At 71.6% G+C, this 21,998-nt stretch carries 21 protein-coding genes; 11 read left to right on the top strand and 10 right to left on the bottom strand.

Features of this window, described 5'->3' with window-relative positions; all coding sequences use genetic code 11:
- Window positions 1-262: 262 nt before the first annotated feature.
- Together H958_RS0119785 and H958_RS0119780 are read left to right on the top strand one after the other, a co-directional pair.
- Entirely contained in the window at window positions 263-571 is a 309-nt protein-coding gene (locus H958_RS0119785) for a metal-sensitive transcriptional regulator (protein WP_028059927.1), read from the top strand.
- A gap of 35 nt (window positions 572-606) precedes the next feature.
- The gene (locus H958_RS0119780) at window positions 607-1,086 is read left to right on the top strand and encodes a DUF4396 domain-containing protein (RefSeq protein WP_028059926.1); all 480 of its coding nucleotides are present in this window, start codon (window positions 607-609) and stop codon (window positions 1,084-1,086) included.
- Between the two features lie 190 nt (window positions 1,087-1,276).
- Here H958_RS0119780 and H958_RS0119775 read toward each other — a convergent pair whose 3' ends face one another.
- From H958_RS0119775 to H958_RS38855, 5 genes are all read right to left on the bottom strand, one after another.
- A complete protein-coding gene (locus H958_RS0119775; protein WP_028059925.1) occupies window positions 1,277-1,822 on the bottom strand; it encodes a hypothetical protein in 546 nt (181 codons plus the stop codon).
- A 949-nt stretch (window positions 1,823-2,771) separates the two neighbouring features.
- Complete coding sequence (locus H958_RS43700; protein WP_028059923.1) at window positions 2,772-3,026, bottom strand: hypothetical protein; 255 nt, start codon at window positions 3,024-3,026, stop codon at window positions 2,772-2,774.
- A 176-nt stretch (window positions 3,027-3,202) separates the two neighbouring features.
- Window positions 3,203-4,030: a hypothetical protein gene (locus H958_RS47720; RefSeq protein ID WP_196807456.1), complete on the bottom strand. Its 828-nt coding sequence runs from the start codon at window positions 4,028-4,030 to the stop codon at window positions 3,203-3,205.
- Between the two features lie 4 nt (window positions 4,031-4,034).
- Entirely contained in the window at window positions 4,035-4,907 is an 873-nt protein-coding gene (locus H958_RS0119755; RefSeq protein ID WP_028059922.1) for an ABC transporter permease, read from the bottom strand.
- Window positions 4,904-5,869, bottom strand: a complete 966-nt coding sequence (locus H958_RS38855) for an ABC transporter ATP-binding protein (protein ID WP_051324552.1) — start codon at window positions 5,867-5,869, stop codon at window positions 4,904-4,906. The genes H958_RS0119755 and H958_RS38855 overlap by 4 nt, the downstream gene beginning before the upstream one ends.
- Before the next feature lie 76 nt (window positions 5,870-5,945).
- On the opposite strand from H958_RS38855, the gene H958_RS0119745 reads away from it, so the two are divergent.
- From H958_RS0119745 to H958_RS38850, 3 genes are read left to right on the top strand one after another with little or no spacing between them, the layout of a single operon-like run.
- Window positions 5,946-6,620, top strand: coding sequence for a response regulator transcription factor (locus tag H958_RS0119745; RefSeq protein ID WP_028059921.1), 675 nt, complete (start codon window positions 5,946-5,948; stop codon window positions 6,618-6,620).
- An 11-nt stretch (window positions 6,621-6,631) separates the two neighbouring features.
- Complete coding sequence (locus H958_RS0119740; RefSeq protein ID WP_196807455.1) at window positions 6,632-8,089, top strand: HAMP domain-containing sensor histidine kinase; 1,458 nt, start codon at window positions 6,632-6,634, stop codon at window positions 8,087-8,089.
- 58 nt (window positions 8,090-8,147) lie between these two features.
- The gene (locus H958_RS38850; RefSeq protein ID WP_196807454.1) at window positions 8,148-8,942 is read left to right on the top strand and encodes an arsenate reductase/protein-tyrosine-phosphatase family protein; all 795 of its coding nucleotides are present in this window, start codon (window positions 8,148-8,150) and stop codon (window positions 8,940-8,942) included.
- On the opposite strand, the gene H958_RS0119730 is transcribed toward H958_RS38850, so the two are convergent.
- Both H958_RS0119730 and H958_RS46490 read right to left on the bottom strand, forming a co-directional pair.
- The gene (locus H958_RS0119730; protein WP_028059919.1) at window positions 8,939-12,007 is read right to left on the bottom strand and encodes a M14 family metallopeptidase; all 3,069 of its coding nucleotides are present in this window, start codon (window positions 12,005-12,007) and stop codon (window positions 8,939-8,941) included. The genes H958_RS38850 and H958_RS0119730 overlap by 4 nt on opposite strands.
- Window positions 12,008-12,692: 685 nt before the next feature.
- Complete coding sequence (locus H958_RS46490; RefSeq protein ID WP_156028095.1) at window positions 12,693-12,848, bottom strand: hypothetical protein; 156 nt, start codon at window positions 12,846-12,848, stop codon at window positions 12,693-12,695.
- A 429-nt stretch (window positions 12,849-13,277) separates the two neighbouring features.
- On the opposite strand from H958_RS46490, the gene H958_RS0119715 reads away from it, so the two are divergent.
- The 4 genes from H958_RS0119715 (at window position 13,278) to H958_RS38840 (ending at window position 18,420) form a co-directional block, all read left to right on the top strand.
- The gene (locus H958_RS0119715; RefSeq protein ID WP_051324551.1) at window positions 13,278-15,230 is read left to right on the top strand and encodes a GAF domain-containing sensor histidine kinase; all 1,953 of its coding nucleotides are present in this window, start codon (window positions 13,278-13,280) and stop codon (window positions 15,228-15,230) included.
- Window positions 15,231-15,445: 215 nt separating this feature from the next.
- Window positions 15,446-15,595, top strand: coding sequence for a hypothetical protein (locus H958_RS46485; protein ID WP_156028094.1), 150 nt, complete (start codon window positions 15,446-15,448; stop codon window positions 15,593-15,595).
- Between the two features lie 81 nt (window positions 15,596-15,676).
- A complete protein-coding gene (locus H958_RS38845; RefSeq protein ID WP_051324550.1) occupies window positions 15,677-17,566 on the top strand; it encodes a CHASE3 domain-containing protein in 1,890 nt (629 codons plus the stop codon).
- A gap of 143 nt (window positions 17,567-17,709) precedes the next feature.
- Entirely contained in the window at window positions 17,710-18,420 is a 711-nt protein-coding gene (locus H958_RS38840; protein WP_081686084.1) for an aquaporin, read from the top strand.
- A gap of 26 nt (window positions 18,421-18,446) precedes the next feature.
- On the opposite strand, the gene H958_RS43695 is transcribed toward H958_RS38840, so the two are convergent.
- From H958_RS43695 to H958_RS48335, 3 genes are all read right to left on the bottom strand, one after another.
- Entirely contained in the window at window positions 18,447-19,004 is a 558-nt protein-coding gene (locus H958_RS43695; RefSeq protein WP_081686083.1) for a metal ABC transporter permease, read from the bottom strand.
- 228 nt (window positions 19,005-19,232) lie between these two features.
- A complete protein-coding gene (locus tag H958_RS0119690) occupies window positions 19,233-20,486 on the bottom strand; it encodes a YibE/F family protein (RefSeq protein WP_028059916.1) in 1,254 nt (417 codons plus the stop codon).
- 52 nt (window positions 20,487-20,538) lie between these two features.
- Window positions 20,539-20,724, bottom strand: coding sequence for a hypothetical protein (locus H958_RS48335; RefSeq protein ID WP_231379312.1), 186 nt, complete (start codon window positions 20,722-20,724; stop codon window positions 20,539-20,541).
- Between H958_RS48335 and H958_RS48330 the strand changes: the two genes are divergently transcribed.
- Together H958_RS48330 and H958_RS0119680 are read left to right on the top strand one after the other, a co-directional pair.
- The gene (locus tag H958_RS48330; RefSeq protein ID WP_051324595.1) at window positions 20,662-21,138 is read left to right on the top strand and encodes a Fur family transcriptional regulator; all 477 of its coding nucleotides are present in this window, start codon (window positions 20,662-20,664) and stop codon (window positions 21,136-21,138) included. The genes H958_RS48335 and H958_RS48330 overlap by 63 nt on opposite strands.
- A 34-nt stretch (window positions 21,139-21,172) precedes the next feature.
- Entirely contained in the window at window positions 21,173-21,991 is an 819-nt protein-coding gene (locus H958_RS0119680; protein WP_028059915.1) for a metal ABC transporter permease, read from the top strand.
- Window positions 21,992-21,998: the final 7 nt, after the last annotated feature.

Here is a 21,998-nt window from a genome sequence, read left to right as displayed (position 1 = left end):
TTGGCGTAGAAAGAAGGTCTCGACCGGGCCCAGCACGTCGAGCGACTGGACGCCGTCGAGGGCGAGGATCAGGACTCGGCGGATCGGTGGCATGCGGATGCTCCTGCCACGATCGACGTTGGCATCAAGGTCCCACACCCCACGAGTCCCGCCAACTCGGGGACCACTCCCGCGGCGGCGGGAGCGCGGAAGCGAGAAGCTTTGACTATACCCTCTAGGGGTATGCTACTGTCAGCGTACGCCGACCCAGGAGCCTCGCGCCATGCCGACCACCGCCACCGCCACCGCCACGCCGGCCCGCGGCTACACCGCGACCAAGGACCAGCTCCAGAAACGGCTCAAGCGCATCGAGGGCCAGGTCCGCGGCGTGCATGGCATGGTCGAAGATGACCGCTACTGCATCGACGTCATCACGCAGATCAGCGCGATCCAGGCTGCGCTGGACAAGGTCGCGCTCGGGCTGCTCGACGACCACGCCCGCCATTGCGTCATGGGCGCCGACGAGGCCGAGCAGGCCGACAAGACCGACGAGCTGATGGCCGCCGTCGCCCGGCTCATGCGCCGCGGCTGACCCGGCCCACTCACGACAGCGAAGGAGGCCCCGACATGAGCACGCACGCTCAGGCCGGCCACGATACCGGCCAAACCGTGAACCGCCTGGCCTTGAGCGCCACTGTGCACTGCCTCACCGGCTGCGCGATCGGCGAGGTCCTCGGCATGATCATCGGCACCGCACTCGGCTGGTCCAACGGCGCCACGATCGCCGCGTCGATCGTGCTCGCATTCTTCTTCGGCTACAGCCTCACCAGCCTGCCGCTGCTGCGCGCCGGGCTCGGGGTGCGCCGCGCCGCGCCGCTGGCGTTCGCCTCCGACACGCTCTCGATCACCACGATGGAGATCGTCGACACGCTGATCGTCGTGCTCATCCCCGGCGCGATGGCCGCCGGCCTCGGCGACCCGCTTTTCTGGGGCAGTCTCGCCATCGCCCTGCTGATCGCCGGCGCCTTCGCCTTCCCGGTCAACCGCTGGCTGCTCGTCCGCGGCAAGGGTCACGCCGTGGTGCACCAGTACCACCACGCGCACTAGCTTCATGGCGCGCGCCGGGACCCGTGTGGCGCTGGCCCCGAATTTGCGTGTCGGAGGCGGCATCTGGCTGAGCCGCACGTCGGGGAGCGGCTGACGCGCGGGGCTGACATCAGCGGCATGATCCGCAGGAGGCACGGCACAGCGGTCCGCGTGCCCTGCGCGCTGAGACTGTCCTCGCGGACCTGCGGCTTCAGAGCATCGTCCGCGCCGATCCGGTCCTACAGCCTCGTTTGCGACGTAGCGTGGCTGCGCGACCCGGGTCGGCTCGACCATGCGCGCTGACTGCCGCCCGCGAGGCCCCCTCGCCGTCGATCATGCGAGCGCTCGTTGCGGAGGTTCCGGGGTCATAGCTCACCACGAGCGAGCGCTCGAGCCGCACGATTACGCTCAGCTGCCCGCACTCGACATCGGCCACGGTGAGCGCGCCGAGCGCGCCATCAGGTCGCCATGGGACCGCAATCGCGACCTGATCCTCAACCCGCGCATACCCGAGGCTGAGCACGTCGTCCAAGGCGCTGTGCTGCCGTTCGTCCAACGCGAGGCGTTCGACCAACGTGTACCGCCATCGACGGCGGTGCGCGAGCGGCAGCCGACCTGGGGGCGATGTCGCGACGCCCATGAGGTCGTCGCGGCGCGCGGGGGAAGGAACGCTGCTTGCGATGCACAGCACGTCGGCGTAGCAGGGGATCGCGACATACGCCGGCCGCTGCGCGCGTTCCGCGATCTCGCCGACCAACGCGAGTGCGGCGTGAGGCGGCCTGGCCGAGGGCTGGGCCGTCTACTTCCCGCCCGAAGGGCTCGGACCGCAGCCGCCCGACGCCCTGCTCGGCTGGCGCGCGCACCCACTGCTCTTCCCGTTCGCGCGAGGCGCGGCGACCGGCGCTCAGCGGCTGATCGTCCCCGCGGCTGAGAGGCGCGCCTGGTCGGAGCGCGTGCGGGCCCTGGACCTCGAGCTCCGCGCACGGCACGACGGCTACGGAGAGGCGGTCGTCGCCCACCTGACGCTCCTGCTCGTGGGCGTCGCTCGCCTGGCGGCCGACGTGGTCGGGATCTCACGCTCAAGGATGAGCCCCTGCTCGCCGACGTCTTCGGCCTCATCGGGGCGCGCTACCACGAGCGCATCTCGCTCCGCGACGTCGCAGCCGCGGTGAGCCTGTCGCCGGGCCCATCTCACGACGGTCGTCAGGCGCAAGACCGGCCGGAACGGTGCAGGAATGGATCGCCGAGCGCCGCATGGCCGAGGCACGCCGCCTCTGCTCGAAACCGATCTCACTGCCGAGCTCGAGGCCGCGGGCCGCCCGGTCGGTTGCGTTCTCCTACGTCTTCTCGTGGATGAGCGCGTTCGTCGCGCTGTCCGTGCGCAATCCGGAGCCACCACAGTCGGCGGGGTTCATCTGGGTCTTGCTGCTCACGTTCGTGTCCTCGGCCCTCGATGCCGGGCACGCTGGAGGCGTTTGGGAGCGCCAATCCCGTCACGCTGTGCGTCGATGCCGCCCGAGCGCAGACGATCGGCGAAGAGGACGTGACCGGGCCGCTTCTCGGCACGCTCGCTTGGCTCGCCGGCCTGCTGCTCGTGTTCGTGCCGCTGGCCGTGCGCGCGTTCCGCCGCGTAGTCGCGGGGCTGTCGCCCACGGGTATCGCCGGCCACGCCGTCGACCTGGTGCGCGTTGCAGTACGGGCGCGGGTCAGTGTGCCCGTGAGACATCGGTCCGCTCGCGGGCGGTCGGGCCGGTCTGGAACCACGCGACCACCAGGCAGCCGAGGCCAAGGAGCCCGGCGGCGATGCCGTGTTTGACGTGGTGGTGCGTCGAGCCGGCCTCGTGACCGGGGATGAAGCTCGGCAGCGATCCCGCCGAGTCGAGGAAGTACAGGCCCGCGAGCGCGAGCAGCGCGAGGCCGACGATGACGGCCGGGACGATCGATGCAGGACGCTTGGTCACGGCCGGACCTCCGAGTCAGGTTGGCGAGGAAGCGCGCGAAGGAGACGGCGCCGGCGACGGAGCAGTGCGGCGAACGGGTCGAGCGGTTGCTCTCGTCGTTGTGATGGATGTCCCATCCCAACAGTCGCGGCGTGATCGTGCTGTGAGCGGCAGCTTCCTTGCATTGCGGTCTCGCGTCAGCGCTTGGACACGGTCGTTGTCGTGGACGTGCGCGGGGCGGTGCCGATGACGGGCTTGACGGTGAGGACGATCGTGCCGCCGCTCGTCTCTTGTCGGCCGGTGAGGCGGAGCGGGATGGCGGCGTTCCCGTCGGGGGGGAGCGCGTAGGTCGCCGTTCCGAGTGTGCGCTTGCCACTCTTAGCGGTGAGGGTGCCGGCGCAGCCGCCGGCGCCGGTCGAGCAGCTGAGCGTTGGGGCGATGCGGCCGTGGCTGTCGAGCGCGAGCTTGGCTGCCGGGAGTGTCAGCGCGGCGGGCGTCGATGGTGGCGGGGTCGCGGTGGCGGTCGGCGTGGCGGTCGGGAAGGCGACGCCGGTGGGGGCGTTCGAGCCGTGCGGATCGAAGCAGCTGTCGAACTCGAAGACGGGGTTGTCGACGTCGTTGCCGTGTGTGTCGCTGATCGTCTGCAGGCCGACGAGCTTCGACGGGCCGCCGGCCGTGTAGCAGTCGTTGCTGTGGGCGTTGACCTCGAACTTGCCGTATCCGTCGGGGAGCGGCACGTTCGGGTCCTTCCAGCTCATCAGGCAGATCCAGTCGGCGCCGGGTCCGCGGTCGGCGACCTTCGCGCCGCCCTTGTCGCACTGCGCGCGCGCATGCAGTGACCGCACGGTGATGTCCTTGTGCCCGAGGAGCTTGGCCTGCTGGACGTAGAGGTTGGCGAACGTCTGGGGCAGGTTGCGCTCCAGGCGGGCCTTGGTGACGTCGCTGCCGCCGCAGCCGCTGAGCCCGAGCACGACGGCTCCCGTGGCGGAGAGGACGGCGAGGCGCCGGATGGTGTGAAGGTTCATGGTCTCAGCCTCCGGCGATGTCGCGGCGTCGCAGGGAGATGAATGCCGTGGTCAGGCAGACCACGCACCAGCCGGCCGAGGCGACGAAGCCCCAGATCAGGGGTGCGTAGAACTGGTGCTGGGCGAGCAGGCCGTGCCAGGACTCGAAGGGGGTGGTGAGCAGCAGCGGGCGGATGCCCTCGACGCCGCCGAGCGTGCCGGCGAGCTGCATGACCATGCCGATGACGACGGGGGCGGCGATCCCGAAGGCGGGGTTGCGGGAGCGGACGGACAGCAGGATCGCCAGGCACGTGAAGCCGAGCATCGGGGCGAGCGCGGTGGCCCAGCTGGCGATCACCAGGCGCGCGGCGGTGCTGGACGGGATGAGCTGGCCGGAGAGGCCGGTGAGGTCTTGGTGGCCGACGATCAGGATGCCGGCGACGATCGTGCTGGCGGCGAGGATGGCCAGGACGGCGGTCGCGAAGGCGAGGGCGGTGATGGTCTTGGCCCAGAACAGCTGCGCGCGGCTTGCCGAGCGGGTGAGGACGGTCTTCCAGGTACCGTGCTGGTCCTCGCTCGCGAAGATGTCGCCGGCGACCAGCGCGGTGAGCAGCGGGAGGACCCACTGGGCCGCGAAGCCGAGCACCAGCAGCGGGACGGCGTAGCCGCTCTGATGGATGTAGCGCCCGAAGAGGCTGTCCTTGGGCGGGCGCTGCTGGCCGTTGATCACGATCACGATCAACACCGGCGCGATCAAGCAGATCAGCAGCGTGAGGCGGGCTCGGGCTTGGGCGGTGAGCTTGGTCATCTCCCAAGCGATCGCGTCGAACAGGGTCGGCCGGCGGCGTGCGGCCCGCTGGGGCGGCGCGAGCGGTGCGACGGCGGCGGGGCTGCTCATCGGACGGCTCCGATCGGGCGGCGATCGAGCTCGTTGGGCACGCCGCCGGGGGCGGACTCGGTGAGCATGAAGAACAGCGTCTCCAGCGGCGTCTCGGTCAGCTCGAGTCCGCGCATCGCGATCCCGGACGTGACGAGGGTCGTGACGTAGGCGTCGACGTCGTGTTGCGACCCCTCGACGACGAGCCCGCCGTCAGGTGCGAGGGTGACCTGGAGGCCGGGGTGCCGTGCGGCGCGCTCTCTCGCGCGCTGGTCGTCGTCGGTGTGGATGCGGTGGCCCTGCTCGGGCGCCTGGTCGCGCAGCGCGGAGATCTCGCCGTGGTACACGACCGACCCCGTGCGCATGATCGTGACGTTGTCGCAGATCTCCTCGACCTCGGACATGTCGTGGGAGCTCAGGAGCACGGTCAAGCCGCCGGCGGCGAGTCGCTTGATCAGAGAGCGCATGTCGCGCATGCCGGCGGGGTCCAGGCCGTTGGCGGGCTCGTCGAGGACGAGCAGTTGAGGGTCGCGCAGCAGGCTGGCGGCGACGCCGAGGCGCTGGCGCATGCCGAACGAGTACCCGCCGACCTTGTGGTCGGCGCGGTCGATCAGATCGACGATCTCGAGGACCTCGTCCAGCCGCCTCGGCGTGGCGCCGCCGTCGAGTCGCGCGAGGCCGGCGAGGTTCTTGCGTCCGCTGAGGTAGGGGTAGAACTTCGGGCTCTCGATGAACCCGGAGACGCCGTCGAGCGTGCGCGGCCCGGTGTGCTCCCACGTCTGTCCGAAGAGCTTGATCGTTCCGGCGTCGGGACGGATGAGGCCGAACAGCATGCGCAAGAACGTGGTCTTCCCCGCGCCGTTGGGTCCAAGGACGCCGTACACCTCGCCTTGCGCGACTTGCAGGGTGATCGCGTCCACGGCGGTCAGATCGCCGTAGCGTTTGGTCACGTCGACGGCGTCGACGGCAAGGACTTCGGTCATGCCCGGCACCGTAGGCAGGGTCTTTGAAGCAATCGTGAAGCGCTGTCCGGCCCGTGCCGTCGGGCAGAATGCGGCGATGCGCGTGCTGGTCATCGAGGACGACGAAGGCCTGGCGGACGTCCTCGGGCGCGGCCTGGAGGATGCGGGTCACGACGTGTCCGTGCGCCACACCGGGCCCGATGGAGTTGCCGCCGCGATGGCCGATTCCTTCGACGCGGTGGTCCTCGACTGGATGCTTCCCGGGCAGGACGGGCCGGCGGTCTGCCGGGAGCTGCGTGCACGCGGGAACGACACGCCGGTGCTGATGCTCACGGCGCGGCAGGCGATCCCCGATCGCGTCGGCGGCCTGGACGCTGGCGCGGATGACTACCTCACCAAGCCGTTCTCATTCGACGAGCTGCTCGCGCGGCTGCGCGTCTTCGCCCGGCGCAGCGGCCGCCATGAGCTGCTGATCGTCGACGACCTCGTGGTCGATCGCGAGCGGCGCACCGTGACGCGGGGTGGTGTGCTCGTCGACGTGACCGCCCGCGAGTTCGACCTGCTCGCTCTGCTGGCCGAGCGCGCGGGTCGCGTCGTCACGCGACTGCAGATCCTCGACGACGTGTGGGACGGGGAGACCGATCTGCGCAGCAACGCGATCGACGTCCACGTCGGCAATCTGCGCGCCAAGGTCGACCGCCCATTCGGCCGCAAGAGCATCCGAACCGTCCGCGGCATCGGCTTCCGGCTCGACGACACGGCTTCCGAGTGATGCCCGTGCGGGTGAGGCGCCTTCCGCTGCGCGTTCGCCTGGTCGTGGGGTTCGTCGTCGCGATGATCGTCGTGCTGGTGGCCGCCGGCGCGTTCGTCTTCTGGCGCGTGCAGTTCGCGCTCGACCATCGCCTCGACCAGGACCTGCTCAGTCAGACGAGTGATCTTCGCGAGGCCGCGGCGCGCCAGGCCCCGGCGGCGGCGTTGGCGTCTCTGCGCGATCAGGGACGCGAAGCGCAGCTGCTGACCGCCGGTGGGACGGTCCTGGCCTCCGGGCCGGGGATCGCCGGCGGTCGCCCTTTGCTCGCGCCCGAGCAGGCCCGGCGCGCCGCACGGGGTGAGCTCCAGACCGGACGCGGATACCTGTTCTCCAAGCGCGGACGGCACCTGCGGATCCTGGCGGTCCCCGTCGGAGGGAGCGGACCCGCGGCCGTGGCGGCCGGCGCGGTGCGCCTGGACCAGCGCGACGAGGCGCTGCGGGAGCTGCTCGCACAGCTCACGATCGCCAACGCGCTCGCGCTCGCGCTGGCTTCGCTCGTGGGCTATCGCCTCGCGCGCGCGGCGCTCGACCCGGTCGAGCACTATCGCGCGCAGGCGGAGGAGATCGCCCAGGGCGCGACCGGCGTCCGCCTCGACGTCCCCGCGGGACCGCACGACGAGATCAGCCGCCTGGGGTCGACGCTGAACGCGATGCTCGATGCGCAGGAGCGAGCGGCCGAGCGCCAGCGACAGTTCATCGACGACGCCAGCCACGAGCTGCGCACACCACTGAGCACCCTCTCCGCCGAGATCGACCTCGCCCTGCGCAAGCCACGCACCGCCGCGGAGTACGCGGCGACGCTGCGCCGGCTCCGCACCGGCACCGCGCAGCTCGTCGAGCTGGCCGAGGCGCTCCTTACGCTCGGCGCGCTCGGAAGCGCCACGCCGAACGCGCGGGACATCGACGCGCGAGACGTGTTGGACGCCGCGGCTCGGCGCGCTCGCAGCCAGCTCGACACGCACGCGGCGCGCACGGTCGACGTGCAGTCCCCGCACGATCTCGTGATCCACGCCGACGCTGCACTCCTGGAACGCGCCCTCGGCAACCTCGTCGACAACGCCGTCCGCTACGGCACAGGCACGATCACCCTGACCGCGGCCCGAGCGGACATCACCCCCGCGGCTGTACTTTCTGTCCACGACGAAGGCGCCGGCATGCGGCCCGGCTTCCTCCGCCATGCCGCCGAGCGATTCCGTCAGGACAAATCCTCGCGCACCGGCGCGGGAGCCGGCCTCGGGCTCTCCCTCGTCGACGCGATCGCCACCGCCCACGGCGGCCAACTGCGGATCTGCTCCGCCGGCCACCACCACCACCAGCCCGCCGCCGATCCCGAGCTGGCGCGGCTCGCATGCCGGCATCCCGAGACGGGCACGACGATCACCCTGCTGCTCCCTGCCGCCGGCGATCGACGATCGATCAATCTGGATTGATGCATCGTCGTCGCATTCCCGCGACCATCTCGACCCGGACTTCTCGCCGCCGAGCTTCGTGCGGCTTGCCGGGCACCCGCTGCGCTGGCGCCTGCTGAGCGAGCTCGGGCGCAGCGATCGTCAGGTGCGCGAGCTGTGCGCTCTGGTCGGCCGGCCTCAGAGCCTGGTCTCCTACCACCTCGGTCGACTGCGATCCGAGCGGCTGGTGTCCATGCGGCGCAGTTCGGCCGATCGGCGCGACGCCTACTACAGCCTCGACCTGCCGCGCTGCGGCGAGCTGCTGGCGGCCGGCGGCGGCGACCTTCATCCGGGGCTGCGGCCGGCCCTGGCCTCGTCGAGCAGGCGGGAGCAGCGCACCAGTGAAGCGCGCCCGCGGTTGCTGTTCCTCTGCACCGGCAACAGCGCCCGCTCGCAGATGGCCGAGGCGCTGGTGCAGCACCTCGCGGGCGGCGCGATCGAGGTGTTCAGCGCCGGCAGCCACCCCAAGCCGCTGCACCGGAACGCCGTGCGCGCGATGCGCGCGCGCGACGTCGACATCGCCGGCCGCGGCTCCAAGCACCTCGACGAGCTCGCGCAGCAGCGCTTCGACCACGTCGTCACCCTGTGCGACCGCGTACGCGAGGTGTGCCCCGAGTTCCCCGGCCGGGGCGAGCGGATCCACTGGAGCGTGCCGACCCCGCGCGCGAGGGCCACACGGACCGCGCAGACCTATCCCGCCTTCGAGCGCACCGCGACCGAGCTCGTCGACGCCGCCGCGCACCGGCGTTGGCGGCTGCGGGCCGTCGAGCGCCCTTTGCGGGTACTCGCGTGGACGGGCCGGCCGCGGGCGTTCCGCGGCCGGCCCTTCAGCTAGCCGAGCAGATCCTGCATCGCGCGGCTCATGATCGCCGCGCGGTTGGCGTCCGTGTCGACCTGCTCGAGGCCGAAGCCCAGCAGGATCGAGCGGTCGGTCCGGATGGCCGCGCCCTCGGGGAAGCCGGCGGCCCCCGTGCGCGTCCAGTTGTTGCTGTTGGGACCTGAGCCGGGCGGCGGCCCGGTGATCGACCAGCCGCCGAGTCCGTCCTCGAACGACGTCGTCGACCCGTCGGGCTCGGTGATGTCGTCGAGGAAGACGCCCAGGCCCTGGGTGCCCCAGTCGCTGATGTAGGAGATCGAGAGCTCGACCTGGCCGCCCTGGTAGGCGCTCAGGTCGACGTCCCACTCCTTCCAGCCGCCGGAGTTGCCGGTGGCCGCGTTCCAGGCACCCGTCGTGCCGGACGGTGTGCAGGCGTCGCCGGCGAGCGTCTGGTAGTGGTCGAGTTGGGGGTGCAGCTCGCGCCAGCCGGAGGCGCAGGACTCGCCGGTGCCGCCGCTCGTCTGCCCGTTGAGGTCGGGCAGCGTGGTCCAGTCGTCCTGGCCGGGGTGGCGCGCCTCCACGGTCAGGTAGTCCCAGTCCTGCTCGGTGTCATAGGACGCCCAGAACTTCAGGTGGCCGCCGGCGGGAACGGTGATCGTCTTCGTGAGCCGCTTGAAGCTCACGTCGGCGATACCCGAGTACAGGTAGCTGCTCCCCGTGTGCGGCTCGAACGGGCCGCCGGGACGCGCGTAGCGCGCGGCGGGCGTGGAGGTGAACTGCGGGTACTCCGACGGCGGCAGGATCCCACTCGTCGTGATGAACGACGCGTTGTCGGTCGCCCCGGCGCCGAAGCCCCAGCTCAGGCCCGCGAACGGATCGCCGATGCCGTTGGCGGCGAAGATCCCCCCGGCAGGATTCGAGCCCGCGTTGGCGTTGACGAGAAATGCGCCGTACCAGTACTGCAGCACGTCGTTGACGCCGTCGCCGGAGCCGCGCAGGAGCAGGCACCGGTAGGCGATCGCCGGATCCGTGCACGGCAGCGAGCTGCCCTGCGGGTCGTAGCGCTGGTTGCCGGTGCCGCCGGTGGCGGAGTACTGGTAGGTGGCCCGCTTGCCCGCCCACAGGACGCGTCCGCCCTCGTTCATGTAGGCGCGCGTCTCGAAGGCCAGGTCCTGCGCGAGCCGCGACACGTTGCCCGCAGCCCATCCGGCGTTGCGGGTTACGGTGTCGTCGCCCGTCTCCCACACGACGGCGTCGTAGTGGCTGAGGACGCCGAGCGCGTCGGGCGCCCTGCGGCCGTTGGCGTCGACGTCGTAGACGTCCGCGGCGATGCCGTTCGCGGCGAGCGCGGCGACGTAGGTGTCCGCGTACTTCGGAGCCGTCACGCCGGGCTGCGCCGGGGACGCGCCCGTGTAGTCCTCAGCCGCGATCACCAGTACCTTGCGACCGCTCTCGGAGACGGCCGTGTACGTGAACGATTCGCTCTTCTGGCCGCCGCCCGTGAACCAGACCTCGACCGAGTCGCCCGGACTCGTCCCGGAGACCTGCCCTCGCACCTGGTGGTAGTACAGCTGGCCTTCGGTGCCGAAGACCTCACCGGTCTTCCATTCGCTGGTCGGCGCCGTCCGGACCGCGCCGCCGTTGACGCGCCAGTTGAGCGTCACGGCGCCGAGCGACTTCTTGGCGACCGTGGCGACGACCTGTGGGTCGCCGTAGGACTTCGTGAACACGAAGTTCGCGCCCGGGGTCCCGTCCTTGAACGGGTCGTCGCTCTTGAGGTAGAACGGCTTGCTCGAGATGCCGACCGACGACTGCGGGTCCGACGGCTTGGCGGCCGAGCGCGCCACGGAAAGCGCGAACGGCAGGTTGTCCTCGAACTCCTGCTGGACCAATGCCTCGTCGTCGGGGAAGACGAACCCGCAGCTCGGGCAGCCCGGGTCGAGCTCCGGCGTCCACGCGAGCGTGCCGACGGTCTGCGCCCAGTCGTTCATCTCGCCGTTGGTGGAGTAGAGGACGTCCGAGCTCAGGCCGGCCTTCGAGCCCGGGATCGCCGGGTGGTCGATGTTGCCTGACAGCGCGTAGTAGATCGGGTCGTCCGCCGTCGGCGTGCCGATCTGCCAGCCGGCCGGGTAGAGCAGGTACGGACCGTAGGAGTGGTAGTTGACCTGGAACGCGAAGTTGACGCGCTGCATCAGGCCGACCATCGCCTGGGTCTCGGGCTCGGAGCCCCCGTACGGGCCGTGATAGGTCTGGCTCGAGAAGTCGGCCGAGGAGCCCTCGCGGTCGTAGTTGAAGTGCTCGGGGTAGTTGCGGTTTGGGTCGACGCCGTCGGCGATCGTGATCTCGCCGTTGTTGTCGTTGTCGCGCAGGTTCTTGCGCCACAGCCGCTCGGTGTCGAACGTGTACTGGTAGCCGTCCGGGTTGGCGATCAGCACGAACCACAGCTCGTTCGCCTTGAGCAGGTTCTTGATCTCCTTGTCGTTGGCGCGCCACTTGCCGACGTACCAGTCGAGCAGGCGGCGGTTGGTCTCGGAGGCGATCCACTCGCGCGCGTGCTGCAGCGAGCTGTAGAGCACCGCGGGCCGCGTGCCGTCGGGCACGTCGCGCGCCCCTTGCGTGAGCTTGAGGGCGAGGATGTCGCGACCCTGATAGGTCGTGCCGAGCTTCTCGAGCTTGAGCAGCTGCGGATTCTCGCGGGCCATCCGCTGTATGTAGGCGGCGAAGCCGTCCGGCCCGTCGTAGTCGCGCCACACGTTGTAACCGGCGGCCGCCTGGGCCGCCGCGAACTGCTTGACGGTCTTGCCGTCCTTCAGGCGGATCAGTGTCGCGTCGACGCCCTCGGATGCGAGCGTCGCGCGCTGGCTCGGGGTGAGCACGAGGTCGAGCTGGACCTGACCGCCGGCAAGGTCCTGCCGGGCGCTGACGTCGATGCCGCGCCGGAGCAGATCGACGACCTTCGCAGGGCCGACCGTCGCGCGATACATGTCCAGGCGATCCTGCTTGCCCGGAGCGGCTTGTGCCGGTGCCGCGATGGCCAACGTCGCGAGCGCGGCCGCGACGGCCGCACGTTTGAGACTGCGCAATGAACCCTCCTCCAGCGGGCGGCCGAAGCCGCAAATGATGAGCGGAGAATAGTGGGAGCAAGATGAGCGATGCAACTCGCGGCGGCCTTTGATGCATCTGCCGTCGCTCTCGCCGCGACTTCGACGAGAACGGCCGCGCCCCGGCCACAGCGCCTGGGCCGCCACCTGCGAGAAGGGGCCGCGCAACTGGGTGAGGAAGGCGGACGGACGCACGATCGCCGCGATCGCGCCGTAGGCCGCGCTCAGGACTTCATTGCCGTCCGTCGCACGGAGGCGCGATGAGCCGATGTCTGCGGCGGCGCGAACTGGCCTTCGTCGAAGCCTGTTCCGCTGGGCTGTGCACGGAGTTCGGCTAGCGCCCGGCGAGGCGCCGCGGCGCCTCGCGGTTGCCGAAGACGTCGATGCTGAAGAAGCGCGCGCGGCGAAGCGAGGTCGCGGGGATGCGCAAGCTGCCGCGGCGCAGGCGCACGGGGTGGGACCCGAGCGCCGCGACGGTGGTCGCGATGCCGGACCGATCGGTCGCCGTGAGGTGAATGGTCGCGATGTGTCCGTGGCGCGTGACACGCGTGCCGCGTAACGGCGACCGACTCGATGACGTCGTCGTCGGGCAGGGACATGAGGACCACGTCCGCCGCCTCGGCGATCTCACGCGGCGTCTCCCGCCAGCCCCGATCCGTCGTGCCGGTTAGCCCCCATCACGCGGCAGCGGAAACGTCGCTTCCAGCGACGTCCCGCTCCCCGGCGGGTTCTCGACGGCGAGCGCCTCGACGCGGTGGCCGAGGCCGATCAGGCCCGCGCCGCGGACCGGGTCCGCGCCGCCCACCCCGTCGTCGCGACCCATACCCGCACCGCCGCGTCATCCAGGTCCACGTCCACCGACACGCTCGACGCCGCGCGTTGGCGAGCGCCTCGGCGACGACGTAGCAGGCCGCGACCTCGACGTGCTCGGGCACCGCTCCTCCCTCAAGATCAGCCTCGCGGTGCAGCTGCTCGCCTTTCCGAGGGCCTGCTGCTCGCCGAGGACGCGGCGGGCGCTCTCTGTGTCCGCGCGTTCGGGGTGCGTGCTCGGCGCGGCCCGGATGCTCGTCGCGTCGTCGAAGCAGGTCACACCGAACGCCGGTCGAGAGCACCTCGAGCTGGCTTCCGACGCCCACGGCCCAAGGCCAGCGCCGACTGGTCTCTTGCCGTATGAAACCGCGAAGGATCTCATGCACGCTCGATCCATGGGTCCTGCGAACCAGATAGCGCCGTGCCGCCAAGCAGGCGCCGAGTGGCCAGCCTGAAGGTCGCTACCGAGGATTTCCTCGGCACGGTCCTGCAGAGGGCTGCGCAGCCAATCTGCGTCGGGGATACCGACGGCAGGATTCGGTTCGCCAACGCGGCCGCGCTTGCGGCGCTCGGGTATGACACGGTCGACGACGCGCCGATGCGCCTCCCGCCGGCCACGGGCCGGACCGTCACGAGCGACCTGGACTGGTTCGTTCGGCGCGACGGGTCGAAGTTCCCCGTTTCCTACGTCTCGGTCCCGATCGACACGCCGACGGGTCGGCTTGCCGTCGTGACCTTCACCGACGCCGAGGATCGCCTACGGGAGGAAGGGCTGCGGCGGGAGCAGGAGACGATCCTCGTGGCGCAACGGCGGATCGCGACGCTCGTGGCCGGTGGCGCGCCGCCGGAGGAGGTGTTCGCGGCGATCGCCGAGCAGGTTGGGGACGTGATAGGGCTCCCGCTGGTGGTGGTGTGGCGCTACGAGTCCGAGGGGGTCGGCGTCGTGATCGGCGCGTGGGGCGAGCTTCGGCATCAGTTCCAGCCGGGCAGTCGCTGGTCGCTGGACGGAGGGGCAGTGTGCGCGATGCTCCGACGGGTCGGCCGCGCCCGGAGAGTCGACGACTTGGAGGGCGTCCCCGGCACGATCGCCGACGCCCAGCGCGAGGCCGGGCTACGCTCGTGCGCCGGCGCTCCGATCATCGTCGACGGCGAGGTCTGGGGCGCGATTTCGGTCCTCTCGACTGATCCTGCGCGCTTGCCCGACCAGATCGAGAATCGGCTGGCGGGGATCACGGAGCTGGTCGCCACCGCGATCTCCAGCAGCACTAGCCGCGAGGAGCTCGCTTGGCTCGCGGACGAGCAGGCGGCGCTCCGGCGTGTCGCGACGCTGGTCGCGCGTGGGGTGCCCGAGGGTGATCTCTTCGGTGCCGTCATCGGGGAGGTCGGCAGCCTGTTCGGCGCGGACCTCGCGGGCATGATCCGCTACGGGCCCGATCTCGCGGTGACCCCGGTCGCCGCCTGGGGCGCAGCGGGCGAGCACCCAGTCTGGCCGGATCCGTGGCCTACCGACGAGGTCGATCCGGCGACGATGATCGCGAAGACGCGCCGAGCCGAGCGGATCGACTGGAGCGGCGTCACCGGGACGAACGCCACGTTGCTGCGCGGCGTCGGGATCAGGTCGTCGGTCGGAAGCCCGATCGTTGTCGATGGGCGACTGTGGGGCGCCCTCGCCGTCCACACGAAGCGTCCGCACCCGTTCCCCCCGGACACCGAGTCGCGCCTGGAGAACTTCACCGAGCTGGTCGCCACGGCGATCTCGAATATCGAGGCGCGAGCCGCGCTGACGGCGTCCCGGGCCCGGATCGCGGAGGCAACCGACGAGGAACGCCGGCGCGTGGTGCGCGATCTGCACGACGGAGCGCAGCAGCGGCTGGTCCACACGATCATCACACTGAAGCTGGCGCGCCGCGCCTGGCAGAGCGAGGAGGAGGACCTCCCCGCCCTCCTGACCGAGGCGCTCGACCAAGCGGAGCAGGCAAACGTCGAGCTGCGTGAGCTCGCGCACGGCATCCTGCCGGCGAGCCTCACCCACGGTGGGCTCCGGATGGGAGTGGACGGGCTGGCTTCGCGGATGCCGGTGCCGGTCGAGAAATGCGTGTCCGTGGGCCGGCTCCCCGCGGCGGTCGAGGCGACCGCATACTTCGTCGTCGCCGAGGCGCTCACCAACGTCGCCAAACACGCTCGCGCCCGTCGCGCCACGGTCGCCGCGCATGTTGAGGACGGCACGCTCCGAGTCCAGGTGCGTGATGACGGCATCGGCGGCGCTCGACCCGACGGCAGCGGGCTGCTCGGGATGGCGGACCGGCTGGCGGCCCTCGGGGGGCAGCTCCGAATCGAGAGCCCGGCCGGCGGCGGCACGCTGATCGCCGCCGACTTCCCTCTGACGGGCTACTAGTGTCGTGATTGATGATTCGGTTGCAGTCGCGGGCGATCGAGTCGAGGATCTGGTCGGCGGTCTAGGTCCGATCCGCAACACCGCGTTCTGGGTCAGGCCGACCTCCCGGGGTGTGCCCCCGAGCCGCGACGACGCCGGCGCGCGGCGAGCATTGGCCCAGGCGTCCAGCTCTACCTACGCTCGAAGCGAGGAACGATCGGGGGAGAGCCACCGCAATGACCGCGCTGTCCGAGAGCTCGATCCAGATCGAGGGAAGATCGCCCGGCGACGTGATCGCGCCGCGCGACAACCCCTACGCTGCGCCGGGCTTCGGGCCTCCCGCCCTGCACCTCGAGCCGCCGCCCGGCCTCGAGCTTCCGCTCTGACCGCCGGCACGAAGACCCTGTCCTGTCCAGGGGGCAGCGAACCCGGTTCGCGAGGAGCGGGTGGGTGATCTGTCGAAAGTCGTGACCGGGCTCATCGGCCGGACGATCGTCGTCAGCGGAATCCTCGCGCTGCTCATCGGGGCGGCCTTCGCCCTCCTGGTGCACGCGATCTCCGAGGAGCGCGACTCGGTGGCGCTGGCGATCGAGTCGCAGGGGGCGCTCGTGACCTCGAACACGCTCGAGCGGCTCGTGCTGGACCTGGAGACCGGCGAGCGCGGGTACCTCATCTCGCGCGATGAGCGCTTCCTGGCGCCGTGGACCGCCGGTCGCGCCGCGATCCCGCAGGCCGTCAGGCGGCTGGACGCGGCCGGGACGGTGCCCGCGCAACGGCTCCGTGCGCAGCGGATCGGGGCGGCCGTCGAGTCGTACGTGCACGACTACTCGGTCCCGCTCGTGGAGCAAGCGACGCGAGGAGACGCGGCGGCGCGGAGCGTCGCCGGGTTGAACGAGGGGCGGCGGCGCGTGGATGCGCTCCGCGGCCAGTTCGACCGCTTCGTCGCCGCCGAGCGCGCGCTGTTCAACGCGCGCAACGCGCATGCCGAGGCGGATACGCGGCGGGCGATCGTCGCGACGACCACAGGTCTTGCGGGCTCGGTGCTGCTGATCGCGCTCTCGGGCGCGTTTCTGACGCGCGCGATCGTGCTGCCGGTGCGGCGCGCGGCCGCGATGGCCGGGCGGCTCGCGGGCGGCGATCTTGAGGCGCGGATGCCGGAGACGGGGCCGGCGGAGATCGGCGCGCTCGAGAGCTCGTTGAACACGATGGCGTGCTCCTTGGAGGCGAGCCGGCATGAGTTGCGGGTGCTCGCGCAGGAGCAGGCGGCACTGCGGCGCATGGCGACGCTCGTCGCGCGGGGGTTGCCGCCTGACGAGATCTTCGCTGCGGTCGCGCAGGAGGTCGGCTGCCTGCTCGGCACCGATTTCGCCGTCGTGTCCCGCTTCGAGTCCGACGGCACGGAGACCGTCGCCGCCCAGCGGGGGCATCCGGACGTGCTGCCGGTCGGGCTGCGCTGGGCGCCGGGCGAGGTGTCGCCCACGACCATGGTCCGCTGCACCGGTCGGCCGGCGCGCGTCGATGCGGACCACTGGAGGGGTAGGACGGGGCCGACCGCCGATGTCGTCCGGCGGCTAGGAGTCCAGTCCGCGGTCGCCAGCCCGATCGTCGTCGAGGGCTGCCTGTGGGGCACGCTGGTCGTCGGCGCGCGTGCGCTGCTGCCGCCGGACACCGAGGAGCGGATGGCGAGCTTCACCGAGCTCGTCGGCACCGCGATCGCCAACGCCGAGAGCCGCGCGGAGCTCGCTGCCTCGCGCGCCCGCGTCGTCGCGACCGCCGACGAGACGCGCCGGCGCATCGAGCGCGACCTGCACGACGGCGCGCAGCAGCGCCTCACGTGGTCGGTGATCACGCTCAAGCTGGCGCGACGGGCGCTCGGCGATGCCGACGGGCCGGCGGTCGCGCTCCTGGAGGAGGCGCTCGAGCACGGCGAGCGCGCGGCCGCCGAGCTGCGCGACCTCGCGCAGGGGATCCTGCCGGCGGCGCTCAGCTACGGCGGGCTGCGCGCCGGCGTCGAGGCGCTGGTCTCGCGCGTGGGGCTGGCCGTGTCGGTTGACATCGCCGCCGAGCGGCTGCCGGCGGCGCTCGAGGCGACCGCCTACTTCATCGTCGCCGAGGCGCTGACGAACACCGTCAAGCACGCGCACGCCAACCGCGCCTGGATCGCCGCCGCGATCGACGGCGACACGCTGCGCGTCGAGGTCCGCGACGACGGCGTCGGCGGCGCCCGCTTCGACGCCAGCACCGGGCTGCTCGGGCTGCGCGACCGCGCCGCCGCGGCGAACGGCGAGCTGCGCGTGGACAGCCCGCCGGGCGCCGGCACCGTAGTCACGGCCACGCTGCCCATCCCGCTCGCATGAGCCCCGGACATCGATCGATCGCGAGGACGGAGGCGACGGATCGTCGGTCCAGGTGATCCCGGCGGGGACGGCTTCCAGCATCGAGGCCACCTACCCCTCAAGAGGTGCACGATGCGGATCATTGACATACACGAGGAAGCGTGATGGAGCTCAGGCGCAAGTTCGAGATGGAGTTCGTCGGGACGTTCTTCCTCGTCTTCACCGTCGGCATGGCGTCCGCGACCGCGGGCGCGCTCGCTCCGCTGGCGGCGGGCGGCGTGCTGATGGTCATGGTGTTCGCCGGCGGCCACGTTTCCGGTGGACACTTCAACCCGGCGGTCAGCACGGCGGTGCTGCTGCGCGGCAAGCTGCGGCCGATCGAGTACGCGGGCTACGTGGCGGCGCAGGCGCTCGCGGCGCTTGCGGCGGCCGGCGTGGTGATCGCGCTCGGCTACAACCCGGCGCACGCCGTCGCGGTCGCCGGGACCGGCAAGATCCTCGTGGCCGAGTTCCTGTTCACGTTCGCGCTCGCGTACGTCGTCCTGAACGTCGCGACGGCGACGGGCACCGCGGGGAACTCGTTCTACGGCCTGGCGATCGGGTTCACGGTCGCCGCCGGCGGGCTCGCGGTGGGCTCGGTGTCCGGCGGCGCCTTCAACCCGGCGGTCGCGCTCGGCGCGACGGTGATAGGCCTGTTCCAGTGGAGCCACATCTGGATCTACCTGGTCGCCGAGCTCGTGGGCGGCGCGGCCGCGGCGGCGACATTCCGGTTCACCGAGCCCGCGGAGGAGTTCGCGGCGGTGCAACGGGCCGGCGCCGCGGGCAACGGGCGGCACTCGCACGGGCGCGTGTTCACGGGCGGCGGAGCCGAGTGAGGCGCTCCTGACGAAGGCCGGCGCGGCTAGCTCGTCAGGTCGCGCCGGCCGAAGATCGCGAACGCGGCGATCAGCGGCGGGATCGCGAACGCCGCCGAGACGCACGCCGCGCGCAGGATCGCTGCGCCGTCGATCGGCGTCTGGAACGGGCCGTGCGAGGCGGTGAGCTGGTTCGTGTGCACGTAGGGTGCGGTGCGTGCGCCGCGTGACACAGGCGCCGCCGAGGATCGCGTCGAGGCGCAGGTCACCCGCGTTGACGGTGGTGATCGAGCCGAGAGGACGTGGGTGAGGTCGATGCCGATGTCGTGGTTGTGGCTGATGATCACGACGCCGGCGGCGAACAGGGCGGCTTCGACGCTGCCGATGATGGCGTCCTCGCGCAGGCGAGGGTGGCCGGCGAGCAGGCTCATCAGCGCAGCCATGGCGAGGCCCGCGCCGATCGCACTGACCGTGATGCTCCAGCCCCCGAGGTAGGCGACGGCGACGCCGCCGACGGTGGCGTGGCTCATCGCGTCGCCCAGGTAGGCGAGACGGCGCAACACGATCCAGGTGCCGACGAGCGGTGCGACCGCGCCGACGATCAGCGACGCTTCGAACCCGGCTCGCCGTTGCTCGCCTCGGCCGGGGAGGACGGCAGCGCCGCGCTCTGGAAGCCGGCACCGACGACCTCCCGCTCACGACCGTCGCGGTGGACGATCGGATCACCACGGCTGCATGGTCGTCGGCCGGCGGCCACCTCGCGGTCGGGGGGCGCAAACGACACCCTGGCGATCGCTGAGGTGACCTGACCTCAGGCCGGCCAGGCACGCGGCTCAACCGTGTGCGTGCGCGTGGATCTCGCCCAGCGCCTCGGGCGCCGCGCGTACCGACACGATCGCGGTCAGGGCGGTCGTCAGCGGCACCGAGACGAGCAGGGCGGTCGCGCCGATCAGCGTGCCGAGGACCGGCTCGGCGAGATCTTGGGTGTTCAGTGCGTCGGTGGTGCTGACGCCCGCGGCGTGCATGACGAGCAGCAGCGGCAGAGTGGCCCCGGCGTATACGAGCACGAGCGTGTGCGTCGTCGCCACGAGGTGGTCGCGGCCGACGGCGAAGGCGCGCCGGTACAGCTCGCGAGCGGAGGCATCCGGTGCCGCTTGTCGCAGTGCCATGACCGCGGACGCCTGCGTGACTCCCATGTCGGCGAGGACGCCAAGGGTGGCGAGCACGATCCCCGCGAGCACGACGCCTGACAGGGACAGCTGCGCGTCGGCGCCGGCGAGGAAGCTCGACAGCTCGCTCGAGCGCCCGTCGAGGTGGGCGGCGTGGGCGAACGCGGCGGCGGCGAGCGCGGCGAGCCCGAGTGTGAGCCCGATGCTGATGCACGCCGCGAGGCTCGGGCCGCTGACGCCGTAGGTCAGGACGACGGTGACGAACATCACCGCCAGCGAGCCGACCAGGGCGACCAGCAGGCCGGGCGAGCCGGCCAGGATGGCGGGCACGACGAACTTCGTCACGAGCAGCAGCGAAAGCGCGAGACCGCCGAGCGCAAGCAGGCCGCGCAGGCGCGTGACGGCCACGACGAGGCCGACGAAGATCAGGCCCGCGAGCAGCAGCGGGCGCCGCCGGTCGTAGCCGGCGAGTACGTAGGGCTCAACACCGTGGGCGCCCTGCGGCACGGCGACGCGTTGGACGCGAATGTGTGCGCCGCGCTCAAGCGAAGGCGTCGCACGGACCGGGCCGAGCGTCAGTGCCGTCCGGCCTCCGCCGCCGAGCTTGACGACGGCGCGGCGGCACGCCTGGGGTACCGGGCCGTCGCAGCGAACCTCCGAAGTCGCCTCGACGGTCGCGCCCACGGTCTGGCCGCCCATCGCCTCGCTCGTCCGCTTCGCATGTCCGCCTCCCGGCCACAGCACGACGATGCCGGCAAGGGTCAGTGCGGCGAGCACGGCGACGGCGGCGCTGAGCGCTTTGCCCACCCGGCTGGCGAACAGCCGCGGCGCGGCGTGCTCGTGCGTCCGGGCGAGCCTGCGCTGCTCGTAGCGGGCGAGGCGCTCGGCCTGGTCTCTGTCGATCGTCCCCTCATCCATGGAACTCCGACAGATCGTAGGGACGGGAGCGGACGCTCCAGAAGGCCGTGCGTCAACGTCCGCGCAGGCCGACGATCTCCTGCGCGGCGACGAGGCACTGGCCCTCCCGCGCGAGCAGCTCGAGCACTGCCGTGCGCGCGGCGCCGGCCCGCCGTCGTGCTCCGGCGAGACGTGCGTGGGCGCGCGCCAGCCCAGCGATCGCGGAGCTCGGGGTCCGCGTCGGGCGGAGTACGCGCACCAGCGGCTCACGAGCAGGGGGTTCCGGCGCGGCGGAGCGCGGGCTGCGGTGATCGAGCTCCTCGACGCCGAGGAGTGCGGGCGCTCGGCCGGCGAGATCGAGGACATGCTCCGTGCCGGCGGCCGGCGGGTCGGCCGCGCGACGATCTACCGCGTCCTCGACGAGCTCGATCGGCTCGGGCTCGTCACGCGGATCGAGATCGGGGACGGGATCACGCGCTATGAGTCGGTCTTCCCCGGCGGCACGGAGCATCACCACCATCTGGTGTGCGGCCGATGCGGAACGCTCACGCCGGTCACCGACGACGCGCTCGAGAAGGCGATCCGCCGCGTTGCGCGGCGTGAGAGCTTCGCCGTGGACGAGCACGACGTGACTCTGCACGGGATGTGCGCGAACTGCGGTGCAGCGCAGTAGCGTTTCCAGATAACGGGTACTAGTCTCAGCGGCGATGTTCGAGCCCTTCGGCTACGCCTTCGCCCAACGGGGCCTCGCCGAGGTCCTGCTGCTTAGCGTCGCCGCGGGCCTTCTGGGCACGTGGGTGGTGGCTCGCGGGCTCGCCTTCTACTCGCACGCGGTCGCCGCCGCGGCGTTCCCCGGGCTCGTGCTGGCGGCCGGCGTCGGCTTTGCGCCGATGGCCGGCGCGCTGGCCGCCGGAGCGCTCTTCGCGCTCGGCGTGGGTCGCCTCTCGACGAGCCGCTCCGCGACCTATGACGTGCTGACCGCGCTCGCGCTCGTCGCGGCGCTGGCGGCCGGCGTGATCCTGGCCTCGAACGTCTTCCACTCGGGGTCCGAGGTCGACACGCTGCTGTTCGGGAGCCTGTTCGCGCTGCACACGCCGGATCTGCTGTTGAGTCTGGGCGTCTCCGTCGTCGCGCTGCTCGCGACGTACGCGCTGGGGCCGCGGTGGCTGTCCGCGGGCTTCGACGCCGGCGCCGCGCGAGCCGTCGGCGCCGACCCGCGGCGGCCTGACCTGGCGCTGCTCGCGCTGGTGGCGCTGGTTGCCGTCGCCGCCCTGGCCGCCGTCGGCTCGCTGCTTGCGACCGCGATGCTCGTCGTGCCGGCCGTGACGGCGCGCATGTGGACGGGGCGGATGCTCGCGTGGCAGCTCGCCACCGTCGCGTTGACCGCGGCTGAGGGCGTCGCCGGGGTCTGGCTCTCGATCAAGACCAACGCGCCGCCCGGGGCGGCGATCGCCGTGCTCGGCGGCGGCGTGTTCGCAGTGACGGCGCTCATCGACGCGGTAGAAAACAAGATTCGATCTCGATAACGTTAGG

The sequence above is a fragment of the Candidatus Solirubrobacter pratensis genome (assembly GCF_000425945.1).
GTDB classification, from domain to species: domain Bacteria; phylum Actinomycetota; class Thermoleophilia; order Solirubrobacterales; family Solirubrobacteraceae; genus Solirubrobacter; species Solirubrobacter pratensis.
The sequence above is the reverse complement of the archived record's forward strand: the minus strand, read 5'-3'. Positions and strand labels throughout refer to the sequence as shown.